This window comes from Streptococcus mitis (assembly GCF_001074635.1).
Lineage (GTDB): Bacteria > Bacillota > Bacilli > Lactobacillales > Streptococcaceae > Streptococcus > Streptococcus mitis_E.
Map to the genome: position 1 here is coordinate 26,358 of NZ_JUQO01000065.1, position 24,460 is coordinate 50,817.

26 protein-coding genes are annotated in these 24,460 nt (G+C 39.8%); 17 read left to right on the forward strand and 9 right to left on the reverse strand.

Going from position 1 to position 24,460, the window contains the following annotated elements:
- Positions 1 to 6 precede the first annotated feature (6 nt).
- Positions 7 to 1,224: a restriction endonuclease subunit S gene (locus tag ADI58_RS11495; protein WP_049521334.1), complete on the forward strand. Its 1,218-nt coding sequence runs from the start codon at positions 7 to 9 to the stop codon at positions 1,222 to 1,224.
- 173 nt (positions 1,225 to 1,397) lie between these two features.
- The gene (locus ADI58_RS02495; RefSeq protein ID WP_049521335.1) at positions 1,398 to 2,999 is read left to right on the forward strand and encodes a type I restriction-modification system subunit M; all 1,602 of its coding nucleotides are present in this window, start codon (positions 1,398 to 1,400) and stop codon (positions 2,997 to 2,999) included.
- Between the two features lie 122 nt (positions 3,000 to 3,121).
- Here ADI58_RS02495 and ADI58_RS02500 read toward each other — a convergent pair whose 3' ends face one another.
- From ADI58_RS02500 to rpmF, 3 genes are all read right to left on the reverse strand, one after another.
- The gene (locus ADI58_RS02500; protein ID WP_049521336.1) at positions 3,122 to 4,606 is read right to left on the reverse strand and encodes an RNA-binding domain-containing protein; all 1,485 of its coding nucleotides are present in this window, start codon (positions 4,604 to 4,606) and stop codon (positions 3,122 to 3,124) included.
- Positions 4,607 to 5,047: 441 nt separating this feature from the next.
- Positions 5,048 to 5,197, reverse strand: a complete 150-nt coding sequence (gene rpmG / locus ADI58_RS02505) for a 50S ribosomal protein L33 (protein WP_001265622.1) — start codon at positions 5,195 to 5,197, stop codon at positions 5,048 to 5,050.
- A 15-nt stretch (positions 5,198 to 5,212) separates the two neighbouring features.
- The gene (gene rpmF, locus ADI58_RS02510; RefSeq protein WP_000290417.1) at positions 5,213 to 5,395 is read right to left on the reverse strand and encodes a 50S ribosomal protein L32; all 183 of its coding nucleotides are present in this window, start codon (positions 5,393 to 5,395) and stop codon (positions 5,213 to 5,215) included.
- A 230-nt stretch (positions 5,396 to 5,625) separates the two neighbouring features.
- Here rpmF and ilvD point away from each other — a divergent pair, with 230 nt between their 5' ends.
- Positions 5,626 to 7,329 carry a dihydroxy-acid dehydratase gene (gene ilvD / locus ADI58_RS02515; protein ID WP_000137346.1) on the forward strand — a complete coding sequence of 568 codons (1,704 nt, stop codon included), beginning with the start codon at positions 5,626 to 5,628 and terminating at the stop codon, positions 7,327 to 7,329.
- 256 nt (positions 7,330 to 7,585) lie between these two features.
- Here ilvD and ADI58_RS02520 read toward each other — a convergent pair whose 3' ends face one another.
- Positions 7,586 to 7,927 (reverse strand): metal-sulfur cluster assembly factor, encoded by a 342-nt coding sequence (locus ADI58_RS02520; RefSeq protein WP_001206380.1) that lies wholly within the window; start codon positions 7,925 to 7,927, stop codon positions 7,586 to 7,588.
- Between the two features lie 123 nt (positions 7,928 to 8,050).
- Here ADI58_RS02520 and ADI58_RS02525 point away from each other — a divergent pair, with 123 nt between their 5' ends.
- The 14 genes from ADI58_RS02525 to ADI58_RS02595 all read left to right on the forward strand — a co-directional run bounded on the left by ADI58_RS02525 (position 8,051) and on the right by ADI58_RS02595 (position 18,910).
- Positions 8,051 to 8,902, forward strand: coding sequence for a helix-turn-helix domain-containing protein (locus ADI58_RS02525; protein WP_049521337.1), 852 nt, complete (start codon positions 8,051 to 8,053; stop codon positions 8,900 to 8,902).
- 200 nt (positions 8,903 to 9,102) lie between these two features.
- Positions 9,103 to 10,350, forward strand: coding sequence for an MFS transporter (locus ADI58_RS02530; protein ID WP_049521338.1), 1,248 nt, complete (start codon positions 9,103 to 9,105; stop codon positions 10,348 to 10,350).
- A 228-nt stretch (positions 10,351 to 10,578) separates the two neighbouring features.
- Positions 10,579 to 11,859, forward strand: a complete 1,281-nt coding sequence (hisS, locus tag ADI58_RS02540) for a histidine--tRNA ligase (RefSeq protein WP_049521339.1) — start codon at positions 10,579 to 10,581, stop codon at positions 11,857 to 11,859.
- Complete coding sequence (locus ADI58_RS02545; protein WP_065428648.1) at positions 11,859 to 12,323, forward strand: hypothetical protein; 465 nt, start codon at positions 11,859 to 11,861, stop codon at positions 12,321 to 12,323. The genes hisS and ADI58_RS02545 overlap by 1 nt, the downstream gene beginning before the upstream one ends.
- A 9-nt stretch (positions 12,324 to 12,332) precedes the next feature.
- A complete protein-coding gene (locus ADI58_RS02550; RefSeq protein WP_001176231.1) occupies positions 12,333 to 12,539 on the forward strand; it encodes a helix-turn-helix transcriptional regulator in 207 nt (68 codons plus the stop codon).
- Positions 12,539 to 12,727, forward strand: a complete 189-nt coding sequence (locus tag ADI58_RS02555) for a hypothetical protein (protein ID WP_033687972.1) — start codon at positions 12,539 to 12,541, stop codon at positions 12,725 to 12,727. Before ADI58_RS02550 ends, ADI58_RS02555 begins: the two co-directional genes overlap by 1 nt.
- A complete protein-coding gene (locus ADI58_RS02560) occupies positions 12,714 to 12,911 on the forward strand; it encodes a hypothetical protein (protein ID WP_049521341.1) in 198 nt (65 codons plus the stop codon). Before ADI58_RS02555 ends, ADI58_RS02560 begins: the two co-directional genes overlap by 14 nt.
- Positions 12,912 to 12,913: 2 nt before the next feature.
- Positions 12,914 to 13,648, forward strand: coding sequence for a DUF3169 family protein (locus ADI58_RS02565; protein ID WP_049521342.1), 735 nt, complete (start codon positions 12,914 to 12,916; stop codon positions 13,646 to 13,648).
- Positions 13,649 to 13,658: 10 nt separating this feature from the next.
- On the forward strand, positions 13,659 to 14,483 hold the full coding sequence (locus ADI58_RS02570; protein WP_000621677.1) for an ABC transporter ATP-binding protein: 825 nt from the start codon (positions 13,659 to 13,661) through the stop codon (positions 14,481 to 14,483).
- Positions 14,476 to 15,174, forward strand: coding sequence for an ABC transporter permease (locus ADI58_RS02575; protein ID WP_049521343.1), 699 nt, complete (start codon positions 14,476 to 14,478; stop codon positions 15,172 to 15,174). Before ADI58_RS02570 ends, ADI58_RS02575 begins: the two co-directional genes overlap by 8 nt.
- 9 nt (positions 15,175 to 15,183) lie before the next feature.
- Complete coding sequence (locus ADI58_RS02580; RefSeq protein WP_049521344.1) at positions 15,184 to 15,825, forward strand: CPBP family intramembrane glutamic endopeptidase; 642 nt, start codon at positions 15,184 to 15,186, stop codon at positions 15,823 to 15,825.
- A 17-nt stretch (positions 15,826 to 15,842) separates the two neighbouring features.
- On the forward strand, positions 15,843 to 16,073 hold the full coding sequence (locus ADI58_RS02585) for a hypothetical protein (RefSeq protein ID WP_000832186.1): 231 nt from the start codon (positions 15,843 to 15,845) through the stop codon (positions 16,071 to 16,073).
- Positions 16,074 to 16,227: 154 nt separating this feature from the next.
- On the forward strand, positions 16,228 to 17,991 hold the full coding sequence (gene aspS, locus ADI58_RS02590; RefSeq protein WP_033675768.1) for an aspartate--tRNA ligase: 1,764 nt from the start codon (positions 16,228 to 16,230) through the stop codon (positions 17,989 to 17,991).
- Complete coding sequence (locus tag ADI58_RS02595; protein WP_000806276.1) at positions 17,969 to 18,910, forward strand: YitT family protein; 942 nt, start codon at positions 17,969 to 17,971, stop codon at positions 18,908 to 18,910. The genes aspS and ADI58_RS02595 overlap by 23 nt, the downstream gene beginning before the upstream one ends.
- 28 nt (positions 18,911 to 18,938) lie before the next feature.
- Here ADI58_RS02595 and ADI58_RS02600 read toward each other — a convergent pair whose 3' ends face one another.
- From ADI58_RS02600 to ADI58_RS02620, 5 genes are all read right to left on the reverse strand, one after another.
- Positions 18,939 to 19,925 carry a LacI family DNA-binding transcriptional regulator gene (locus ADI58_RS02600; RefSeq protein WP_033675771.1) on the reverse strand — a complete coding sequence of 329 codons (987 nt, stop codon included), beginning with the start codon at positions 19,923 to 19,925 and terminating at the stop codon, positions 18,939 to 18,941.
- Between the two features lie 9 nt (positions 19,926 to 19,934).
- The gene (locus ADI58_RS02605; protein ID WP_049521345.1) at positions 19,935 to 20,735 is read right to left on the reverse strand and encodes a DUF1189 domain-containing protein; all 801 of its coding nucleotides are present in this window, start codon (positions 20,733 to 20,735) and stop codon (positions 19,935 to 19,937) included.
- Positions 20,736 to 20,880: 145 nt separating this feature from the next.
- Positions 20,881 to 21,723, reverse strand: a complete 843-nt coding sequence (locus ADI58_RS02610; RefSeq protein WP_004236955.1) for a sugar ABC transporter permease — start codon at positions 21,721 to 21,723, stop codon at positions 20,881 to 20,883.
- 1 nt (position 21,724) lies between these two features.
- A complete protein-coding gene (locus ADI58_RS02615) occupies positions 21,725 to 23,017 on the reverse strand; it encodes a sugar ABC transporter permease (protein ID WP_049521346.1) in 1,293 nt (430 codons plus the stop codon).
- 109 nt (positions 23,018 to 23,126) lie between these two features.
- Positions 23,127 to 24,398 (reverse strand): extracellular solute-binding protein, encoded by a 1,272-nt coding sequence (locus ADI58_RS02620; protein WP_000095473.1) that lies wholly within the window; start codon positions 24,396 to 24,398, stop codon positions 23,127 to 23,129.
- Positions 24,399 to 24,460 lie beyond the last annotated feature (62 nt).

Genomic DNA, 24,460 nt, shown 5'->3' on the forward strand with positions numbered 1-24,460 from the left:
AGTAATATGACAAAACAACCAAGTTATCGCTTTGCGGGATATACTGAATCTTGGGAGCAGAAAAAGTTGGGGGCTTACCTTACTGTTTCAAAAAATAGAAATGTAGATGGTGAGTATGATAAAAGTGATGTTTTATCTGTTTCGGGTGATTATGGGATTGTTAATCAGATTAAGTTTCAAGGTAGGTCATTTGCAGGTGCTTCTGTCTTACCGTATGGTATTGTAGAAACTGGAGATGTTGTTTATACAAAGAGTCCTTTAAAAGCTAATCCGTATGGGATTATAAAAACTAACCATGGTAAAAATGGAATTGTTTCCACATTGTATGCTATTTATAAAGTTAATAATGGTTCAAATGGAATATTTGTGGAGTATTATTTTGATGACAATTTAAGATTAAATAAATATTTGAAACCATTAGTTAATAAAGGAGCAAAAAATGACATGAAAGTTACTGATGAAAATGTTTTAAAAGGTGATGTCATTTTCCCCTCCCTCCCCGAGCAAACTGCTATTGGTTCTTTCTTCCAAGATATTGACCAGCTTATTAGCCTTCAACAGCGTAAGTTAGAGGTGCTCAAAGAGCAGAAGAAAACCTACCTCAAATTCCTCTTCCCAGCCAAAGGACAAACCAAACCAGCCCTTCGCTTCGCAGGATTTGAAGATGAGTGGAAGGAAGTGAAGTTGGGGGAAAGTGCAGATTATAAAAATGGTAAAGGATATGAGGATAGACAATCTGATTCTGGTAGTTACGAATTAATTAATTTAAATTCAATTAGTATAGATGGTGGATTAAAGCACTCTGGTAAGTTTATTGACAAAGCTGATGAAACACTTGAAAAAGGAGATTTAGTCATGGTGCTAAGTGATGTGGCTCATGGGAATCTACTTGGAAGAGTTGCTATTATACCTGAAAGTAATAAATTTGTCCTAAATCAGAGGGTTGCATTGCTAAGACCACGACTCAATTCAAATTCAGAGTTTCTGTACTCATATATCAACTCAAATCAATATTATTTTAAATCTCAAGGTGCAGGGATGTCTCAGTTAAATATCTCTAGGTCATCTGTAGAAAATTTTAGTGTTTACTTCCCCTCCCTCCCTGAACAAGAAGCCATCGGTTCTTTCTTCCAAGACCTAGATAAGGCCATTGCCAAGCAAGAGGAAAAAGTCAACCAATTCAAAGAAAGCAAACAAACTCTACTCAGAAAAATGTTTATCTAAGATACTCAGACCTCACAAAGCCCAGTAAAAATAGGAAACTGGGACAGTCTTCGATGAAGACCAGACAGTTTATCTTTTTTACCCAGCTTTTAGGTCGTGTTCAATTCAGAAAGATACCAAGACTGTAAAAAGCTACACCAAACGAATGAAAGGTGAAATGAATAGGAGACCCTATGTCACAAACAGATTTATCAAGAGAACTCTACCAATCCCTCTGGAATGCGGCAGATATCCTGCGTGGCCAGATGGAGGCCAATGAATACAAGTCCTACCTATTGGGACTGATATTCTACAAGTACCTATCCGACAACATCCTCCAAGCCGTCTGTGATAACTTGGACGAGACCTTTGAGTCCTTCCAGCAAGCGCAGCTTCTCTACGAGGAAAACTTTGCGGATGCGGATGTCCGTGAAGACCTCATCGAGGTCTTAAATGACGAGCTGGGCTATGTGATTGAGCCTTCTCTGACCTTTACCAAGCTGGTTCAGTCTATCCACGAAGGCACCTTCCAGCTAGAATCTCTAGCCCAAAGTTTCCGTGATATCGAGCAGGCCAATGAAAAATTTGAAAATCTTTTCGAAGATATTGACCTCTATGCTAAAAAGCTAGGCAACACCCCACAAAAGCAAAACAAGACCATCTCTGAGGTTATGAAACAGCTCAACGATCTTAATGTCTCTGGTCATGCTGGTGATATCTTGGGTGATGCTTATGAGTACTTGATAGGCCAATTTGCCAGTGATTCTGGGAAAAAAGCTGGAGAATTCTATACACCTCAAGCAGTCTCTCACCTCATGACTCAGATTGTCTTTGCAGGGCGTGAACATCAAAAAGGGATGTCGGTTTACGACCCGACCATGGGTTCTGGATCTCTCTTGCTCAATGCCAAGCGCTATAGTAAGGAAGCTTCGACGATTTCTTACTACGGTCAAGAGTTGATTACTTCGACCTTCAACCTTGCTCGTATGAATATGATGCTTCATGGGGTTGCGATTGAGAACTATCACCTCAGCAATCACGATACCCTAGACGAAGATTGGCCGACTACCGAGCCGACAGACTTTGATGGAGTTTTGATGAACCCACCCTACTCACTGAAGTGGTCAGCAGATAGTGGATTCCTGCAAGATCCTCGCTTTTCAAGTTATGGAGTTCTGGCACCTAAGTCCAAAGCAGATTTTGCTTTCCTCCTTCACGGTTTTTACCACCTCAAGCATAATGGTGTCATGGCCATTGTCCTTCCTCACGGAGTCCTCTTTCGAGGAGCAGCCGAGCAAAAGATTCGCCAGCACCTGCTAGAAGAAGGGGCTATTGATACAGTTATCGGCTTGCCAGCAAATATCTTCTATAATACCTCTATCCCGACAACCATTATTATCCTTAAAAAGAATCGCACCAATAAGGATGTCTTCTTTATCGATGCCTCAAAAGAGTTTGAAAAAGGGAAAAATCAAAACAATATGACCGAAGACCATATTGCCAAGATTTTGGAGACCTATCAAAAACGCGAGAATGTCGAGAAGTTCGCCCATCTAGCCAGCTTTGAAGAGATTGTCGAAAATGACTACAACCTCAACATTCCACGCTATGTCGATACCTTTGAGGAAGAACCAGTTGTTCCCCTCGCCGACCTCGCCGACCAGCTCGCAGAGATTGATAAAGAGATTGGGGAGGTAGAAGCCAGACTCGCACACATGCGCAGCCAGCTAGTAGGCACAACACCAGAAGCCCAAGCAGAATTAACCGCCTATCTCGAAAAGTTGAATGAGATTTAGAGAGTAGGGGAAGAATGAAAAAACGCAGGACGGTCAGTTCACTTGAGCCTGCGTTTTGGTTTCCGCAAATTTGGGAAAAGACCATATTATTTCAAAAATTTTTAGGAATGAAAATAAAATATTTAATATTTAGTCATGAAATCTCCAAGATTTTTGATTTGTTGTTTAATGATGTGGTATTGTTCAGTTGAGCTTTTAGGGAGAACATATCTTGTAGATCGTCCCTTACCTTCTATCTCAATATACTTTTTATTTTGTAGAGATTTCAAATTTTCTCTAAATTTATACTCAGTCATGAGAGAATTTTCGAGGACATCATTTTTAGTAATACTACCATTTTTAATGATATATTCAAGTATTATCTTTTCATTATCTGATGTATCCGCATAAGAAGACAATAAGTCTACTTTCCAGATTGTAACAACAGTACTATCAAAGGTAGTGCTTACCTCAGGGATTTTTAGTTTATATTTTTCGGAAATATCAAAAATTTTTGGTCCACCTGATCCAGCTTTTTCGGACATCCCAATTCTACGGAATAATGAAGAGATTGTACTATTTCGCGTTTTGGAAGTTCCGCCATGTATAAATTCGGGAATAGAAATTTTCATCTTACCTGGATTTTTAAATTCATAGAAGTCTTGATAAGCTGTAATAACTATAGGAGAATCAAAGTCATAGTAAGCATGCATTAAGCAGTTTACTAAAGCTTCACGTATAGATTCAGATAGGTCTTTCTTGAATGGTAAACGGTGGGCAGATTCGTTATTAAACTCAAATCTATCATTTGTTGTAGTAGTTAATTTCTTATATGCTAAATTGAAAAAATCAAACATGTTTAAATCAGGGTACATCATATCCCCTGTTGAAATTCTATCGTTCCACCTAGTTGAAAGGGAGGTATCTTTTTCAAAATAGTCTAATTGAAATTTGGGATAACGAGAAATGATAGAATTGTACTTTCCAAAAAATATTAGTCCTCCTGCGGTTAATTTATATGTATTATCAATCCTGTCTTTTTTAAATACACCAATTTCGATTAGAAAATCTCTCAACGAAATGCTATTATATTTTGTATTACCAGTAAGTTCAATTAATAATTGCTTGTAATGTTCTATTGTATCTAAATTTAAATCATTTTCGTCAAAATTATTAAGTAACTCACTATCAATATCATCATGAGAACTAGTCATCAGATATTTAAGTTCTTCTTTATCAAGTCGAACATCGCCTTCACCTAATCTTTTATATGACTCACGATAATCATTTTTTAGATGGACGGGTTTTTGGTGAGGATTCGCTTCTCTTACAGTGATTACCATGAGTTGTTTATTTTTACCTGGAATGTCAATGTATTCAATGTCATTATCGGTAAGTAAGTTACAACTAACTTTTTGTTTGTTTGCGACTAAAGCGAATAAATTGTCTCGTATTTTTTGAGGATTATTGACTCCTTGGTAGGGGTCAATATTTTTTTCGTCTATCCCGAGAATTATTTTCCCGCCATTTGTATTTGCAAATGCTGAGTAGGTTTCCCAGAAAGACTCTGGAAGATCGTTTTTGGCTTTTTTGTATTCTAAATCAACCCCTTCAAATTTTAAGTCCATATTTTTCCTTCCTAAAATATAATGTTGCTTAAATTTATTTTTTTAAATGATTGTCACGCGAAAAAGTAAATTTGATAGATAATTAAAATCTTTGATTTCATCGTATTTCTAAGATATATTTTAAAATATTCACGCGAAAATCACGCGAAAATCACGCGAATATTTGTAATCAAAATTCAATTGAAAAATGTAGAATTTTCAATAATAAAATAGATGGATTTAAAATCTATTTTATTATAACACAGAGATAAGAAAAAATAGATAGTGAGACAAGTTTAAATAGGATTACTCGCTATGAAATGTTAATTACTTTTGATGGCTTAACAAATATTATCAATAATGTAGTCATTCGGTTGATTTTTATTGTAATGTACTGAAATTAACAAAAAGAAAAAACGCTTGAATCAGCGTTTTTCTTTTGTATTGATTCGTATTGAATGCTTACTTCACTTCTGTAAACACAACGTGTTTGCGAAGTTTTGGTGAGTATTTCTTCAATTGAAGACGGTCTGGAGTGTTACGTTTGTTTTTAGAAGTAAGGTACAAGCGTTCACCAGATTCTTTGTGTTCAAGTGTAATATTTACGCGCATGGTATCTCCCTTCTATTATTCAGCTGATGCAGCTTTAGCGATTTTACGTCCTTTGTAGTATCCTTTAAGTGATACGCGGTGAGAACGTGAGTAATCTCCAGTAGTTTCGTCAAAGTTTACAGATGGAGCTGTTACTTTGTAGTGTGTACGACGTTTGTTTTTCTTCGCTTTTGAAGTGCGACGTGCAGGTACTGCCATTTTGATTTCTCCTTTAGGTATTTATATTCGATTCAATCTACTGATTTTCATCAACCATACTAGGATAACACATTTTTTTTGTAAAGTAAAGTTACTTGACAAAAAAAGATGAAAAAATTAAAAGGTCATCAATTGAATTAATCGAAATTTTCTGAAAATTCAAGAATTTTCTTCTGTTCATTGTTTTTAAAATGTGCTATAATAGTAAAAACTGAAATGGGAGGGAACAAATGACTGAATTAGATAAACGTCACCGCAGTAGCATTTATGACAGTATGGTAAAATCACCAAACCGTGCCATGCTTCGTGCGACTGGTATGACAGATAAGGACTTTGAAACACCGATTGTGGGGGTTATTTCGACTTGGGCGGAAAATACACCATGTAACATCCACTTGCATGATTTTGGGAAATTGGCTAAAGAAGGTGTCAAATCTGCAGGTGCTTGGCCTGTGCAGTTTGGAACTATCACTGTAGCGGACGGGATTGCCATGGGGACGCCTGGTATGCGCTTCTCTTTGACATCTCGTGATATCATTGCAGATTCTATCGAGGCGGCTATGGGAGGCCACAACGTGGATGCCTTCGTCGCTATCGGTGGTTGTGACAAGAACATGCCTGGTTCTATGATTGCCATTGCCAATATGGATATCCCAGCTATTTTCGCCTATGGTGGAACCATTGCACCGGGAAATCTTGATGGTAAAGATATTGACTTGGTTTCTGTCTTTGAGGGTATCGGAAAATGGAACCACGGTGACATGACAGCTGAGGACGTGAAACGTCTTGAATGTAATGCCTGCCCTGGACCTGGTGGCTGTGGTGGTATGTATACTGCTAATACCATGGCGACTGCTATTGAAGTTCTAGGTATGAGTTTGCCAGGCTCTTCATCTCACCCAGCTGAATCAGCTGACAAGAAAGAAGACATTGAAGCAGCAGGACGTGCTGTTGTTAAGATGTTGGAGCTCGGTCTCAAACCATCAGACATCTTGACTCGTGAAGCCTTTGAAGATGCCATCACTGTAACTATGGCTCTCGGTGGTTCTACAAACGCCACTCTTCACTTGCTTGCCATTGCCCATGCTGCCAATGTTGACTTGTCACTTGAGGACTTCAATACGATCCAAGAGCGTGTGCCTCACTTGGCCGACTTGAAACCATCTGGTCAGTATGTCTTCCAAGACCTCTATGAAGTCGGTGGTGTGCCTGCGGTTATGAGATACCTCTTGGCAAATGGTTTCCTTCATGGAGACCGCATTACATGTACTGGTAAGACTGTAGCTGAAAACTTGGCTGACTTTGCAGACCTTACACCAGGTCAAAAAGTTATCATGCCACTTGAAAATCCAAAACGTGCAGACGGTCCGCTTATCATCTTGAACGGGAACCTTGCCCCTGATGGTGCGGTTGCTAAAGTATCAGGTGTTAAAGTGCGTCGTCACGTTGGTCCAGCTAAGGTCTTTGACTCAGAAGAAGATGCGATTCAGGCCGTTCTGACAGATGAAATCGTTGATGGCGATGTAGTCGTTGTTCGTTTCGTTGGACCTAAAGGTGGTCCTGGTATGCCTGAGATGCTGTCACTTTCATCAATGATCGTTGGTAAAGGTCAGGGAGATAAGGTTGCCCTCTTGACGGATGGTCGTTTCTCTGGTGGTACTTATGGTCTGGTTGTTGGACATATCGCTCCTGAAGCTCAGGATGGTGGACCAATTGCTTACCTCCGTACAGGCGATATCGTTACGGTTGACCAAGATACCAAAGAAATTTCCATGGCCGTATCCGAAGAAGAACTTGAAAAACGCAAGGCAGAAACAACCTTGCCACCGCTTTACAGTCGTGGTGTCCTTGGTAAATACGCCCATATCGTATCATCTGCTTCACGCGGAGCCGTGACAGACTTCTGGAATATGGACAAGTCAGGTAAAAAATAAACTTAAAAAGCAAGTCGAGATTGGCTTGCTTCTTTTCATCTCCAAAAGTGATTTGCCTGCTTATACTCAATCAAAATTAAAGAGCAAACTAGAAAGCTAGGCGCAGGTTGCTCAAAACACTGTTTTGAGGTCGCAGATAGAACTGACGAAGTCAGCTCAAAACACCGTTTTGAGGTTGCAGATAGAACTGACGAAGTCAGTAACATCTATACGATAAGGCTAAGCTGACGTGGTTTAAAGAGATTTTTGAAGAGTATTAACGAGGTGGTAGTCCAAGAGCAATGCGGCCATAGCGACTGATTCGTGTGATTTTCCAAGCAGGTGACCAGGTAACTTCAACCTTGACATCTTCGATACCCTCGATTTGTTTCAGACCTGCAACGATTTCGATAGGCAAGCTTTCGGCGCAATCACAGGCAGTATCGGTGAAGGTCATGACAATCTTGCAGAGCCCAGTTTCATCCAGATTGATTTCATAAATCAGCCCTAGATTGTAAACATCCAATTCCACATCTGTATCAAAAACCTTCTCTAGTTTTTCGATAATTTGGTCTTGCAAGGCCAAAGCGCGGTCATTGATTTTGATATCCTCCCTCATTACAGTCCCTCCACGTGATAAATATCCTCTATTTTCTCATAATTCTGACAATTTGGCAAGTTTTTGATGAATTTTCTGAAAAATATGATAAAATGAAGAAAATACGGAATCAAGGGGAAGTCTATGGAGCAGATTGGAAAAGTCTTTAGACAATTACGAGAATCAAGAAATATCTCGCTGAGACAAGCAACTGGGGGACAATTTTCTCCGTCTATGTTATCTCGCTTTGAAACAGGTCAGAGTGAGCTTTCGGTGGAAAAGTTTCTATTTGCACTAGAAAATATATCTACCAGTATGGAGGAAATCCTCTTTCTGGCGAGAGGTTTTCAGTATGATACAGATTCTGAGTTGAGAAAAGAAATCATAGATGTCTTGGATCCAAAGAATATAGCTCCGCTTGAGGACTTGTATCGCAAGGAGTATCAAAAGCATGCCCATTCTCAAAAGAAACAGAAACATATTCTAAATGCCATTCTTATCAAGTCTTATATGAAGAGCATGGATGATACGGTAGAGTTAACGGCAGAGGAGGGGAAAGTCCTTCATGATTATTTGTTTTCTACCGAGATCTGGGGAATCTATGAACTCAATTTATTTTCAGTCAGTTCTCCATTTTTATCTGTTTCTCTTTTCACTAGATATGTACGAGAGATGGTACGTAAATCTGATTTTCTAATGGAAATGTCTGGTAATCGAAACCTGTTTCACACTATACTATTGAATGGTTTTTTAGCCAGCATTGAGTGTGAAGAATTTACCAATGCCTCTTATTTTAAACGTGTTATCGAAGAGCATTTCTACAATGAAAATGAAACCTATTTCCGAATTGTCTATTTGTGGGTGGAAGGTCTCCTTGATAGCAAGCAAGGCAGAGTCAAGGAAGGTCAGAAAAAGATGGAAGATGCTGTCCGTATTTTTGAGATGCTCGGCTGTAATAAATCTGCCGAATACTATAGAAAAACCTCCGATTGTTGAATATCTGCAAACTAAGAAAACTATTTGAAATTTTAAGCGATAGAACTGTTGGGCTCTCTCGTGTCACTGGAGAAATTCTATCGTTTCTTTTTGCTCATTTCATTTGTTGCATATATTCAAAAGTTTTTCCTCTAAAATTTCTAAGTGCTATACTATAGTCATACTTCACATAAAACTTCGAACAAGAAGGGAGATTATCTATGAAACTATTGTTTAGAAATCAAGCTTATCGTCTCTTGACTTTGTCACGCTTCTTCAATGCTTTTGGTGCTTCAATTTTCAACCTGGTCTTTATCGTCTATGCATCGACCTTGCAACAAGCCTCTTTTGCGGTTGCTATGGCGAATATTGTCATGATTCTTCCGACTCTCTTTACAGTTTTTGTAGGGATTCGGGCAGATTATACGAGGGACAAGGTCAAATGGATGGTCTATAGCGGTTTGTTTCAGGCGGTTTTATTTTTTCTAGCAGCCCTAGTTGTCCAGCAAGCTAGTCTCTTTGCCTTTTCTAGCTTGTGTTTAATCAATGTCATTAGTGATGTTATTAGTGATTTTGCTGGTGGTTTGCGCATGCCTCTTATTAAGGAAAAAGTAGCTGAAGATGATTTGATGGAAGCTTATTCTTTTTCCCAATTCATCACCTATATTTCAGCTATTGGTGGTCAAGCTTTTGGAGTCTGGCTCTTAGGTCTATCGGTCAACAATTTTTCCCTCGTTGCGGGAATCAATGCCTGCTTTTTCCTCGTATCAGCCTCTATTCTCTTTTTAGGAAAAAGCAAATTGAGCCTGTCAATGTCATCTGCTGATGGTGAATCACTAAAAAATGAGAAGCTTCCTATCAAAGACCAGTTCCTAACAATTTACCGAAATTTACGTCTCGTTTTTCTTAAAGGTGGACAGAAAAACTTTGGTTTTATGCTCTTTGCTGTCTTGCTTATCAATGCCTTGGGTGGCGCTTTAGGAAGCATCTATAACATCTTCTTTTTGAGCCATTCTCTCTTGAATTTTTCTTACACAGAGGCACTATTTATCGAGCAAGTCTGTGTTTTATTAGCAATTATCATCAGTAGCCTTACGGGAAATGATTATTTTGGGAAGCAGTCCTTGCCTAGATTGATGATGTGGGTGACATTAGGAGTCAGTCTAGTTGGTCTGGCTAACTTATTCAATCAAGTCGTGCTTGGTTTGCTATTTCTCTTTTTAACTCTCTATGTGTCTGGTAAAGTTCCACCAAAGATTAATGCCATGCTCCTGAAAAATCTAGCTCCAGAGGTTCTAGCTCGTACCAGTAATTTTTTGGGTTTATTGTTCACCTTATCAGTACCTCTTGGTACAGCCTGTTTTTCACTTGTAGCTGTATGGAATATACAGTTGACTTGGATTTTATTTGTTGTCCTTTCTTTGCTGGCTATTCTTTTGACAGGTCTTAATCTCAAAAATGATATCTAATACTCTTCGAAAATCTCTTCAAACCACGTCAACGTCGCCTTACCGTAGATATGGTTACTGACTTCGTCAGTTCTATCCACAACCTCAAAACATTGTTTTGAGCAACCTGCGGCTAACTTCCTAGTTTGCTTTTTGATTTTCATTGAGTATAAATCCTAATTTTTTCTTACTGTTTTAATCCCTTTATTTATGGTAAAATAAGACTATTAAGTTTAAAGAGGATTCCCTATGAAATTACAAAAACCAAAAGGAACGCAGGATATTTTACCTGCTGAGTCTGCCAAATGGCAGTACGTTGAGGGCTTTGCCCGTGAAATTTTCAAGCGCTATAACTATGCAGAAGTGCGCACGCCTATTTTTGAGCATTACGAGGTTATCAGCCGCTCTGTCGGAGATACAACGGATATCGTAACCAAGGAAATGTACGATTTCTATGACAAGGGTGACCGTCATATTACCCTCCGTCCAGAAGGAACTGCGCCCGTTGTCCGTTCCTATGTGGAAAATAAACTCTTCGCCCCAGAAGTGCAAAAGCCGAGCAAGTTCTACTACATGGGCCCTATGTTCCGTTATGAGCGTCCACAGGCAGGGCGTTTGCGCCAGTTCCACCAGATTGGTGTTGAGTGTTTTGGCTCTAGCAATCCAGCTACCGATGTGGAAACCATCGCGATGGCAGCCCATTTCTTGAAAGAAATCGGCATCCAAGATGTCAAATTGCACCTCAACACTCTTGGAAATCCTGAGAGCCGTGCGGCCTACCGTCAAGCCTTAATTGACTATTTGACACCGCTCAAGGAGACCTTGTCTAAGGATAGCCAACGTCGTTTGGAGGAAAATCCTCTCCGTGTCTTGGACTCTAAGGAAAAAGAAGACAAGGTAGCAGTAGAGAATGCACCGTCTATCTTGGACTTCCTTGATGAAGAAAGTCAAGCTCATTTTGATGCTGTGCGTCAGATGTTGGAAAATCTTGGAGTAGACTATATTATCGATACCAATATGGTGCGTGGTCTGGACTACTACAATCACACTATTTTCGAGTTTATCACTGAGATTGAGGGCAATGACCTGACAGTCTGTGCGGGTGGCCGTTACGATGGTTTGGTTTCTTATTTTGGAGGCCCTGAAACTGCTGGATTTGGTTTTGGACTTGGTGTAGAGCGCCTACTTCTCATCCTTGAAAAGCAAGGTGTGGCCCTCCCTATCGAAAACGCCCTAGATGTCTATATCGCAGTTTTGGGCGAAGGAGCAAATGTCAAGGCTTTGGAATTGGTACAGGCTCTTCGCCAACAAGGTTTCAAAGCAGAGCGTGATTACCTCAACCGTAAACTCAAAGCTCAGTTCAAGTCAGCCGATGTCTTTGCGGCTAAGACTCTCATCACTCTAGGAGAGAGTGAAGTCGAAAGCGGACAAGTGACAGTCAAGAATAATCAAACCCGAGAAGAAGTTCAAGTGTCACTTGATGCTATCAATCAAAATTTCTCAGAAATCTTTGAAAAATTAGGCTTTTAATAGTAGAAAAACTGGTCAGGATCTTATTCCTGACCTTTTTCTTTTACAAAATGACAAAAATAATAAACTTTTTGACAAATATGATTGTCAAAAAGAAAAAGATGTGTTACAATGTAAGCAAGTTAAGAAATAGAAAGCAGAAAGGAGCTATGATGTGGGTAGTATTTATACTATTTATGATTTTCTTTTATTCTAATAATTCTAAAAAAATCAAGAAACTAGAGAATAAAATCAAAAAGCTTGAGCGAAAAGAGAAAGGAAATATAGAAATGTCAAGATTATTGCAAGAATTAATTGGGAAAAATCCAACAATCGTTGGACAAGTGTTTGGAACATCTTTATGGGAAGTTGTGGATGTTGACGAGGAATGGGTCAAACTACGTAGTGTTGATAAAGAGGGAAAAGAAAAATTCAAGTTGCAACGTATTGAGGATATCCAAGCCGTTGAATTTGACGGAGAGTAGGTGTGTAACATGCAACTAAAAAACCGTCTAAAAGAGCTTCGGGCTCGCGATGGTCTCAATCAAACCGACCTGGCCAAGCTGGCAGGGGTTTCCAGACAGACCGTTAGCCTACTAGAACGGGATGAGTACACCCCATCCATTATCATTGCCCTGAAAATATCTCAAATTTTCAACGAAACAGTCGAATCGGTATTTCGTTTGGAGGAGGACGAGTGATGAATAAGTTTAAAGTGATTTATTACATGAGTGTTCTTGCCCTCATTGTGAATGCTTTTGCTATGATTGGAACATTACTAGGTTGGTTCTATTTTGTTGAAAGTAAGTATTTGTTTTGGCTTAATTTATCCCTCGTGTCCATTTTCAATCGGTTGAAGAAAAAGGAGAAAAATGATGAACAAGTATAAAGTGATCTATTATGTAGTTGCCATAGCTCTATTAGTCAGCCTGTGTCTACTAATTGGAGCAAATCTAGGATGGTTTGATCTCTATTACAGTGACCAATTTATTTGGGCCTACTTTGCCCTCATCCCAGTCGTTGACTGGATTGAAAAGAAATCCAAAAATCTAGCAAGTGAAAAAGGAGAATGAATATGAAAAAGAAACATGGCTTGTTATTTTTAATTCCTTTTGTCTTGGGAGTTTTCTTGTACATGTTTGTAGATATGTTTAAGGCTGGTGCCGAATTTCACGGAATTGTTTTAGATGTAAAAATCTTGATACCATGGATATCAGCTATTTGTTTACTGTTAGGTTTCATTAGCATTCTTTTGACTTTCAATTTCTTAAAGAAAAGCAGAAAATTTCACTCCTTGTATCAAGAGGAAATGGATGATGATTTGAATGAAACCTATTATGTGCAAATGTATCGGAATCTCGAGTTTGGAACTATTGCTTTTAATAGTGCAAGCGTAGCGATTTTATTGGCTCTCTTCATTTCAGGAAGTGAAGTAATTGTACTCGATATAAGCCATATAACCTTATCCCTTTCCTTTTTGGGATTAGTGTTGGTTTTCAATGCTCAAAATTATCTTTTTAAGACTATTGCGATTGTTCGTCAGATTGGTTTGGTGTTTTTCTCTACACCAAAGGATATCTTGGAGCATTTCGATTCTTACGATGAAGGGGAGCGCAAGGCTAATTTGGAACAGAGTTTTCGGATTTTATTCCAATTAAATAACTATGTCTTGCCAGGTCTCTACTTTCTGATTGCTCTCTTTTCTTTACTGACAGGAGAGATTCAGTTACTAGCCTTCTTGCTTGTAGGAGCCATCCATATTTATATTAATGTGATGCAGTTACCTATGGTGAAACGTTATTTCAAATAAAGGAGTTTCTATGATTCGTGTTGAAAATGTAAGCAAAAGTTTTGGGAGCAAAAAAGCTCTTCATCAGATTTCTTTTGAGATTAAGGAGGGTGAAATCTTTGGTTTTCTTGGCCCTTCTGGCTCAGGTAAAACAACCATGATCAATGTCTTAACAGGTCAGTTGGCTGCAGATCAAGGTAAAACAGTTTTGTTAGGCAAGAATTCTCAAGATTTAACCTCAAATGATTTGGAACAAATTGGTATTGTTAGTGATGGCAGTGGTTTTTATGAAAAGATGAGTCTTTATAAAAATCTTCTCATCTATGCTAAGTTATATGGTCTCAAGTCAGATAGAGTAAATCAGGTGCTCCAACAGGTTGGATTGGCAGATGCTAAAGATATTATCGCAGAAAAATTATCTACAGGAATGAAACAACGAATGTTCTTGGCTCGTGCCCTTCTTAATGCTCCTAAGATTCTCTTTCTAGATGAGCCAACCAGTGGATTAGACCCTACAACATCTAAGATGATTCATACCCTACTTCAAGAATTAAAGCAGGCGGGGACAACTATCTTTCTGACCACGCATGATATGAATGAGGCAACTCTGCTTTGTGATCGCTTATCTCTTTTAAATAAGGGTAATTTAATAGAGTATGGAAGTCCGCAAGATATTATCCAGAAGTACCATGTGGATAAGAAAGTACGTGTGGTTTATAATGATGGACGAGAACAGATAGTTCCATTTGAAGAATTACCACATTTAGACACGACAGATTTGATGGTGGTTCACTCTTGTGAGCCGACACTAGAAGAAATCTTTATCAGATTGACAGGAGAAAAGTTAGATGTTTAGAAAATTAAATGCCCTACTATGGTTAAGATTACAAGTCCTTATTAGCAATTCATCTTTGTTGGCGACTTTATTGATACCTTTTGGTATTGCTGTTTTATATAATGAATTTTTAAATAAGAATGGACAATTGAGCCTATTTTTACTATCTTCTATCTTGACGATGGTCTTGAGCATGGGAAGTGGTTATATGGTATCGATTATGATGGCAGAAGATAAGGAAAAACGAAATCTTAAATCACTCATCCTAAGTGGTGTGACAGCAACAGAATATACTTTCAGTATGCTTGTTCTCCCTATTCTGATAATGTTACTTGCTATGATTGTACTTCCCATCTATCTTAGAGTAGATGTATCGGGTTATTTATTTGCTTACGTTATCTATTTGCTCCTAGCAACTATTAGTATTATTTTTCTCAACCTTCTAATCGGTGCGGTGTCAGATACTCAATCTAAAGCGCAAGTTTATAGTATCTTCCCTATGTTAATTGTCTCTTTTTTACCTATAATTGCTCTTCAAAATGATACGGCTCAGAAAGTGTTGGATTACTCGTTCGTCGGTCCTATTGTAAATCTTTTAAATAAAAAAGGTGGAGAAATATCTTTTTCTAACATCGGTATGTTACTTGCATGGGTACTTGTGTTAGGAATAGCAAACCTCTTTGTATTGAAAAACAGCTATAAAGCAAGATAGGAGATCTATATGAAATTACTTAAAAATTTTGGCTGGTTTCTTCTAGCCCTTCTATCCTTTGTGTTTATCTATGGTACCGTTCAGAGTGGGGCTGTAGAAGCTTTGAATCTAGGCGCTTCACCCTATGCTACTACCTTGCTCTATGTGGCCTTGGCTGGAGTATATGTGTACGTCATTTATAAATGGTACCAGAAAGCTCATGTCCATATTGAGAAGAGTAGTCTTAACCGATTTATTTGGCTCCCTGCCTTGGTTTGGTTCTTATCTCTTGTCGTTCAATTTTTCCTACCAAATGATCCTTCGGTAAATCAGCAAACAGCGACAGACCTGACCTTGGCTCAGCCAGTTTTCTCATTCTTTGCTATTAATATTTTTGCTCCTTTGACGGAAGAACTTATCTTTAGAGGGATGTTGGCACGCTATCTCTTTCCTAAGCAGGACAATAGCAAACAAACTCTGCTTTTCCTTCTGGTAACTAGTGTTCTGTTTGCCTTGGTTCATTCTCCAGGAACTTTGCAACAGTTTTTAGTTTATGCTAGTCTTGGTTTTAGCTTGGGCTTGGCTTATGTAAGCCGAAAAGGTCTTCTTTACAGTATTTCTCTCCACGCTTTGAATAATTTAGTCAGCTTTTTGATGATTCTCATGCTATAATAGAGTTAGGAGGTCACATGAAACGAGTAATTTTATTAGCAGTGATTCAAGCAGTTGTTCTATTTTTCATCATTGGAGCGCTAGCTTATGCCTTTAAGGGAGATTTCTTCTATAGCCATTTAGCAGTGGTCTTTGCCCCTATTGCCGGTATCTGGCGTTTTGGGACAGCTTACACAACGGAAATCGTCTTGCCTCGAAAGGCAGCCGAAATCGCTGAAAAGCGTAAAGCAGGCAACAATTCAAAATAAAAGAGTCCGATGAAGTTCATCGGATTTTTGTATGGGCGCTAATTTTTAGGGGCTTTACCTGATTTTTAAAGACTGGCAAACTTTTCTGATGATTTTCATGAAGAGCCTGCGCTTTTATGGTAAAATAGTAACAGAATAAAAGAGGAGAGAAACAATGAAACGTAGTATGTATGCTGGTCGTGTTCGTGAGGAACACATCGGACAAGAAATGACCTTGAAAGGATGGGTTGGTCGTCGTCGTGACCTTGGTGGTTTGATCTTTATCGACCTTCGTGACCGTGAAGGAATTATGCAGTTGGTTATCAATCCTGAAAAAGTTTCTGCAGAGGTTATGGCAACAGCTGAAAGCCTTCGTAGCGAATTTGTTATCGAGGTGACTGGTCAGGTCGCTGCGCGTGAGCAAGCCAATGATAAGTTGCCAACTGGTGCAGTTGAGTTAAACGTGACAGCTCTGACAGTGCTTAATACAGCTAAGACAACACCATTTGAGATTAAGGATGGCATTGAGGCCAATGACGATACACGTTTGCGTTACCGTTACCTTGACCTTCGTCGTCCAGAAATGTTGGAAAATCTTAAACTTCGTGCTAAGGTGACCCACTCTATCCGTAATTACTTAGATGAGTTGGAGTTTATCGACGTGGAGACACCATTCCTTTCTAAGTCAACGCCAGAAGGGGCGCGTGATTATTTGGTGCCATCTCGTGTTAATAAAGGGCATTTCTATGCTCTTCCACAAAGTCCACAAATCACTAAGCAGCTCTTGATGAATGCTGGTTTTGACCGCTACTACCAAATCGTCAAATGTTTCCGTGATGAGGACTTGCGTGGTGACCGCCAGCCTGAGTTTACCCAGGTCGACTTGGAAACATCTTTCCTTACTGAGCAAGAAATCCAAGATATCACAGAAGGCTTGATTGCGCGCGTGATGAAGGAAACAAAAGGCATCGAAGTGACGCTTCCATTCCCTCGTATGAAATACGATGACGCTATGGCTCTTTACGGTTCTGACAAGCCAGATACTCGTTTTGACATGTTGCTTCAGGACTTGACAGAAGTGGTCAAAGGTGTAGACTTTAAAGTCTTTTCAGAAGCACCTGCTGTAAAAGCCATTGTGGTCAAAGGCGCTGCGGACAACTATTCACGTAAAGACATCGACAAGATGACGGAAGTAGCCAAACAGTACGGTGCCAAAGGTCTTGCTTGGGTCAAGGTAGTTGATGGAGAACTAAACGGACCAGTTGCCAAGTTCTTGACAGGCATCCAAGCAGAATTGACAACAGCGCTTGCACTTGAAGATAAGGACCTCGTTCTCTTTGTGGCGGATACGCTTGAAGTGGCCAATGCAACTCTTGGTGCCCTTCGTGGACGTATTGCCAAAGAGCTTGGTTTGATTGACAATGATAAATTCAACTTCCTTTGGGTGGTTGATTGGCCAATGTTTGAATGGTCTGAAGAAGAAGGTCGCTACATGAGCGCCCACCATCCGTTCACCCTTCCACAGGAAGAAACAGCTCACGAATTAGAAGGTGATTTGGCTAAGGTTCGTGCCATTGCTTACGATATTGTCTTGAACGGTTATGAGCTTGGTGGTGGTAGCCTTCGTATCAACCAAAAAGACCTTCAAGAACGCATGTTTAAGGCTCTTGGTTTCTCAGCTGAAGAAGCAAATGACCAGTTTGGCTTCCTTCTTGAAGCCATGGACTATGGTTTCCCACCACACGGTGGCTTGGCTATCGGGCTTGACCGATTTGTCATGCTCTTAGCAGGAGAAGAAAATATCCGTGAAGTCATTGCCTTTCCTAAGAACAACAAGGCAAGTGACCCAATGACACAAGCTCCTTCAACAGTAGCTCTCAAACAACTAGAGGAACTCAGCTTACAAGTAGAAGAAGATGAAACAAGCAAAACGAATTAAGCGGTGGCGCTATTATCTGCGCCGCTTTGCTCATCAGATAAAAATTTTACGTGTCTTACAAAGCATCTCTCGTGAAAAATACGATGAGAAGATTTCGGCTTCTCTGGTCTATGGTTTTTTATCAGCAGTAGCGGTCAATTTCTTTTTCCAACCAGGTCATGTGTATTCGAGTGGTGCGACAGGTCTGGCACAGATTATCTCTGCCTTGAGTAATCACTGGTTTGGTTTTCATATTCCGATTTCGCTGACCTTCTATGCCATTAATTTTCCTTTGATGGTCTTGGCTTGGTATCAGATTGGCCATAAGTTCACCGTCTTTACCTTTATCACGGTATCTATGAGTTCCTTCTTTATCCAGTTTGTCCCTGTGGCGACCTTGACGGAGGATCCCATTATCAATGCCCTTTTTGGGGGTGTTGTCATGGGCTTGGGGATTGGTTTTGCTCTTCGCAACAATATCTCCAGTGGTGGGACGGATATTGTCAGTCTGACCATTCGCAAGAAAACAGGTAAGAATGTCGGTAGTATTTCTTTCTTGGTAAATGGGACCATCATGCTGATAGCAGGTTTGACCTTTGGTTGGAAATACGCTCTCTACTCTATGATTACCATCTTTGTCTCTAGCCGTGTGACAGATGCGGTCTTTACCAAGCAAAAACGAATGCAGGCCATGATTGTGACCAATCATCCAGATAAAGTAATTGAGAAAATCCATAAAAAATTGCACCGCGGAGCAACCATGATCCACGATGCAGAAGGAACCTATAATCACGAAAGAAAGGCAGTTTTAATCACTGTCATTACACGTGCAGAGTTTAATGAATTTAAACAGATTATGAAACAGGTGGATCCAGGTGCCTTTGTCTCTGTATCTGAGAATGTTCATATTCTGGGACGATTCGTTGAAACAGAAAATTAGTAACTAAAAAACCAGCACGAGCTGGTTTTTATTTTTCGATAATTTTGTGGGCGATTAACTGACGGTAACAAATTTGTTTATTGCTCTTAGCATCGTTGATAATCTGAAGAATCGTTTCAAATGATGTTTGACCAAGTTCTAGGCTATTGATATCGACATAGGCTGCCAAGTTGAGCTTGGGATTGACTGAGTCGAAGCTGAGAACAGGGACATCCAGCTGGTGCTTAGCGATGTAGTCACAGACTCCTTCAGCTAGGAGGCTATCGGTTGTAATGATAGCATCAATCATAGGATCGTGTTTAAACAAACGCTTACTAAATTGATAGCCCTTTTCTTCTAGGAATTCGTTCGCAAAATAGGTCAAGTTACTATCAAGAGGCAGTTGGTACTGTTTGAGTGCTGACTCATAGCCTGTTAAACGGTCTTGTGTTACGAAGAGTCTCTTAGTCCCTCCAATAAAGGCAATTCGCTTGCAGCCTTTTTTGATGAAATATTCAGTCGCATCAAAGCCAGCTTGAACGTTGTCATTATCGACAAGTGGAATGAAGGGGGACAGAGATTTTCCGAGGATGAGGAAGGGGAACTGCTCATCAGCGACCAGTTTGACTAAAGGATCTTCCTCTTCGGCATAAAGGAAAATTAAACCGTCTACACGTTTACCATAGACCATTTGTGAGATGGCAGTAAGACGTTCCTTCTCATCTTTCCCTGTTGCTATCTGAATGGCATAGTGGTTTTCAGAGGCGACTTGAGAGATGCCACGTAGGACTGATGGAAAGAAAGGATTCTGGTAGAAGGCATCTGAGTCATCAGGGAGCACCAAGCCGATAACTTGGGTATAACTGCTTACCAAACTACGAGCATTGAGGTTGGGGTGGTAATTGAGTTCCTTCATCGCCTTGCGAACGCGTTTTTTTGTTTCGTCGCTAATGGTTGATTTGTTTTGAATAACACGGGTTACGGTTGAAGGCGAAACACCAGCAGCCTTGGCCACGTCTTTAATCGTAACGGGCATAAAAATCTCCTATTTATGGTAATCTGGATCACGGAAATGCGTTTTATAAAAGATAGTGACCAGATAAAGGACAAAAAGAATGTTTTGTATAGTGATGAGGTTTGACATATTTTGGCCAAACAATCCCAAAATAAGCGTAATCAGAGTTGGCAATCCTAAACAGTTCAAGATAAAATGGTAGCACTCTTTAAAGGTTTTAAATGAAAAGAGGCGTGATTTCTTAGTGATATAAAGGAGAAGACTAGCCCCTAGAGAGACGATAAAGAAATTCAAACCAAAGAGGAAGCTAGCACCGAGAACTAGAAAGAGACTGATATAGATACGATTCTGCTGGTACCAGTCTTTAGAAATGGCTTGGGTCAAGCTGTCTTTACTTTTGAAACTCTCAGTCTCAATCGCTCGGTAAGAGACACGGGTCAATTCCTTACTTTCCTTGCTGATGACGAGCTCATTCGTATCGAAATGCAGTTGCAAATCCTTAGGTAATTCCTTGCTTTGACTTGGACCGATTAAAAGAGAAGGGGCTTGCCTAGCTGTTCCTGTATAAGTAAATTTACCATCAACAATTGCAGCATGTTCGGAGAGATTCTGGACAACCTCATCTGTCAATGGTTCATAGACATTATCGATAAAGGTTTCTAGCGGATAAGTCTCCTGTGAGCTGTTTTGGATAGCAATGGGTACCATAGACAAGCTGATAAGGAAGATACTGGTAAAGAGTAGTTGAAACCAGTTGAGCCCGAAACGTTTGGACAGGGGCTTACGAAATCCCCAAATACTTGAAAAATAGGAAAATGGATATGGAAGCATAGGTATCTTTCTAAAAGGTGTTTTCTATATGAGTATTATTATATAGAGAAATGCGCTTTATTTCAAGTCTAGGAGAAAAATTGCTTGTCACAAGGATAGTTTTATAGTCACAAGCTTCAAAATGAAAAAGGGTGGCGGGGATATATTATCCCTTGTCGCCACCACTTGTAAGTCCTGAAACAAAGTTCTTTTGTAGGAAGAAGAAGAGAATACAGATTGGAAGGGCGATGAGGATAGCACCTGCTGAGAAGTAGGCGATCTTCATGTTTTTCACATTGCTAACGAAGGTTTGGAGACCTACGGCAACAGTAAAGTATTCTTTCTCACGAAGCAAGAAACTAGAGAGGATATAGTCTCCAAAAGGTCCCATGAAGGCCCAGAGAGCTTGTACGGCAACCATTGGGCGAACAAGTGGAAGAACAATTTGCCAGAAGCGGCGGAAGTGTCCTGCACCGTCTAGTTTTGCAGATTCGTCTAGAGACATTGGCACTGTATCGAAGTAGCCCTTCATGAGCCAAGCATTCATCGGGATACCACCACCAACGTAGAGGAAGATGAGGAACCAGCTGTGATTAAGGGCGTTCAACATAAGTGCCATAACGAAGAAGGCTGTCAAAGCGGCCATGGTTGGCACCATTTGGATAATCAAGAAGAAGACCAAACTTTGTTTACGAGCCAAGAAGTTGTAACGGCTGTAAGCATAACCAGCAAGTACGATAATACTTGTTTGAACAGCCATAGTAATTAAGGCGATAATCAAAGTGTTGAGATACCAAGTACCGTACAAGGTTTCAGTGAAGAGGCCTTTAAAGTTATCAAAATTGAGGTCGATATTAGTATCTAGTTTAAAGGCTGAGACGTTACCTGCTTTAAAGGCTGACATGATGGTAATCAAAAGTGGATAGATAATCACGATTGATAGGCCAATTAAGTAGAGGTAAGTAAGGGTTTGAGTCAGTCTACGTTTGAGTTTAATTGAGTTATTCATCTTAGACGTCCTCCATATCAAATGCGTGTAGTTTCTTGAATGCAATCATAGAGATTGAGATGACAATGATAGAAATAATCAAGGTAACAGCTGCCGCCATTGAGTATTGAGGAGATGTACCTGTTGTCAAACGGTAGATCCATGAGATCAAGATATCGGTTGAACCAGCTCCACCTCCGACACTACCAGGTCCTCCACCATTGAAGAGGTACATGATAGAGAAGTTGTTAAAGTTGAAGGTGTATTGGCTGATCAAAGTAGGTGCCGCAACGGCCAAGATCATTGGGAAAGTGATGTTGCGGAATTTTTGCCAAGCATTGGCACCGTCAATATAAGCTGCTTCGTAAAGGTCGTTAGGAATAGATTGCAAGATACCCAAAGTTAAAACGTAGATATATGGGAATCCAAGCCAACCTTGCATCATAATCAAGGCAATTTTTGTCCAAGTTGGATCTGTTTTCCAAGGAATAAGAGCACCATCAAGGAAAGGAAGGAATTTAGCCAAGATTGGCAAGACTTGAGTGTTGATGGCTCCGACACTATCGTTAAACATGTTTGAAAATGTCAAGATAGTGATGAAGGCTGGGACAGCCCAAGGAAGAAGGAAAATAACACCAAAGATACGTTTTCCTTTGATAAATGGTTGGTTAGCAATGATAGCTGTGAAGATACCGATGACGATCTGTAAAGTTGAGGCAGATAAAGCCCAAATGATAGTCCAAGAAAGAACAGAACCGAAGGCAGAACGGAAGGTACTCAAGCTCCAAATGTTTGTAAAGTTTGTCAAACCAACCCAGTCCAACAATTTGTTTGGTGGCAAGTGTTGGAAGTCGTAGTTAGTAAAGGCAATCATCAAGGTTACGATAACTGGGAAGATGATTGCAAAAGTCATGGCAATATAAGATGGAATGATCAAGAGGTAAGGGAAGCCATTTTCATAGATTCCTTTGACCATTTCTTTAAAGGTAAGTGCTACTGGAATACCATTATTAATGTGTTTAGCAGTTGTATGTGCATCTTTGATATTTGAGAAATAAAAGAGTACATAAACAACTACAAAGATTAAATGGAAGGCACCACGAATCAGCATAAAGAGGGAATTGTCACGACCTGGCTTGTCACCAAGAGTGATGAGATTGCTCAATTCAGGGGCTGCAAGTGCTAGGAAATAAAGGACAAATACGATGGTTACACCAAGGAAGATAAAACCTTTGGCCTTTTGTTTATTGTAAATCTGTCCTAACCCAGGAATGATAGACAGCAGGGCTGCTTTACTAGGTTGTTGCTTTTCCATAATAACTCCTTTCATAGGATACTGGTTTTTAGATAAAACCTAAACTATTTGTGTTTTTGTTGATAAATTCAAAGGGGGATTTGATTTCCACCCCCCTTGAACAAATTTTTTATTCACCAAATTTTTGTTTGATTGTTTCTTTGATCAATGTTACAGCATCGTTAGCAGCTGTTTTAGCATCTTTCTTACCACTTACAGCTTCAAACAACATTGTTTTAGCTGGGTCCCAAACAGCTGACATTTGAGAGATGTTTGGCATTGGTTGAGCGTTCTTGAACTGTTTGATAACAGCTGTTGTCAACTCATCATTTTTACCTTCAGCGTATGAACGAGCTTCAGTGTTAGCTGGGATTTCATTAGTTTTATCGTAGAAGGCTTTTTGTTGTTCAGTTGAAACAAGGAAGTCTACAAATTTTTGAGCAGCTTCAAGGTTCTTAGTGCTTGATGGGATGATCCAAGCTTTACCACCACCAAATGCTGCGTAGTCTTTTCCGTTTGGAAGAGTTGGGATAGTTGCAACACCGTAGTTTACTTTAGCGTCTTTGAAGGCTTGAGCTTTCCAAGGTCCATCGATGATAGCAGCTGTTTTACCTTCTTGGAATTGAGTTTGGATTAGGTTTCCAGCTCCTTCAGTATCTTGCATACCTTTAGGCCATTTTTCATACCAAGTTTTAGCGTATTCTACACCTTTGATAGCGCCGTCGTTTGCAAGACCGATGTCTTTAGCGTCTTTACCGTTTTGTCCGAATACGTAACCGCCGTTACCAGCAAGAAGTCCGTATGCAAAGTAGAAGTTTGTCCAGTCAGCTAGGAAAGCAGAAGTTTTTCCATCTTCTCCAGCGAATGCGTATTTGCTATCTTTAGCAAGGTTTTCCAAGTCAGCAAATGTTTTTGGAGCTTCTTTTACCAAGTCTTTGTTGTAGTACATAACAAGTGACTCGATAACGGCAGGAGCACCGTAAACTTTACCGTCAGCAGCTGTTACAAGAGATTTAGTTTTATCATCTGTTTTAGCACCGTCGCTCAATTTCACTTCTGAAAGTTGTCCGTCAGTACCAAGGCTACCTACACGGTCGTATGGAGCCATCATAACGTCAGGAGCTTGACCTGATTGGTTGTCAAGAGAAAGTTTGTCAAGCCCACCCATTTGGTCACCAGATTTGATGTTAACTGTTGTTCCTGATTGTTCTTTATAAGCTTTAGCTACTGTTTCAGCATAAGCTTTGTATTGGTCCTCAACGTAAAGAGTGATTTCTTTCGCTTCAGATGAACCAGAATCAGCAGGTTTATCAGCAGTTTTGCTTCCGCAAGCTACCAAAAGCAAGCTAGCAAGTGTAACAGTTCCAAGCACAGCAGCGCTCTTCATGAATTTAGATGACATAGTGTATTCCTCCTAAAGAATAACAAATTTTATAATGAGGAAACGCAAACGTTTTCCTTTAT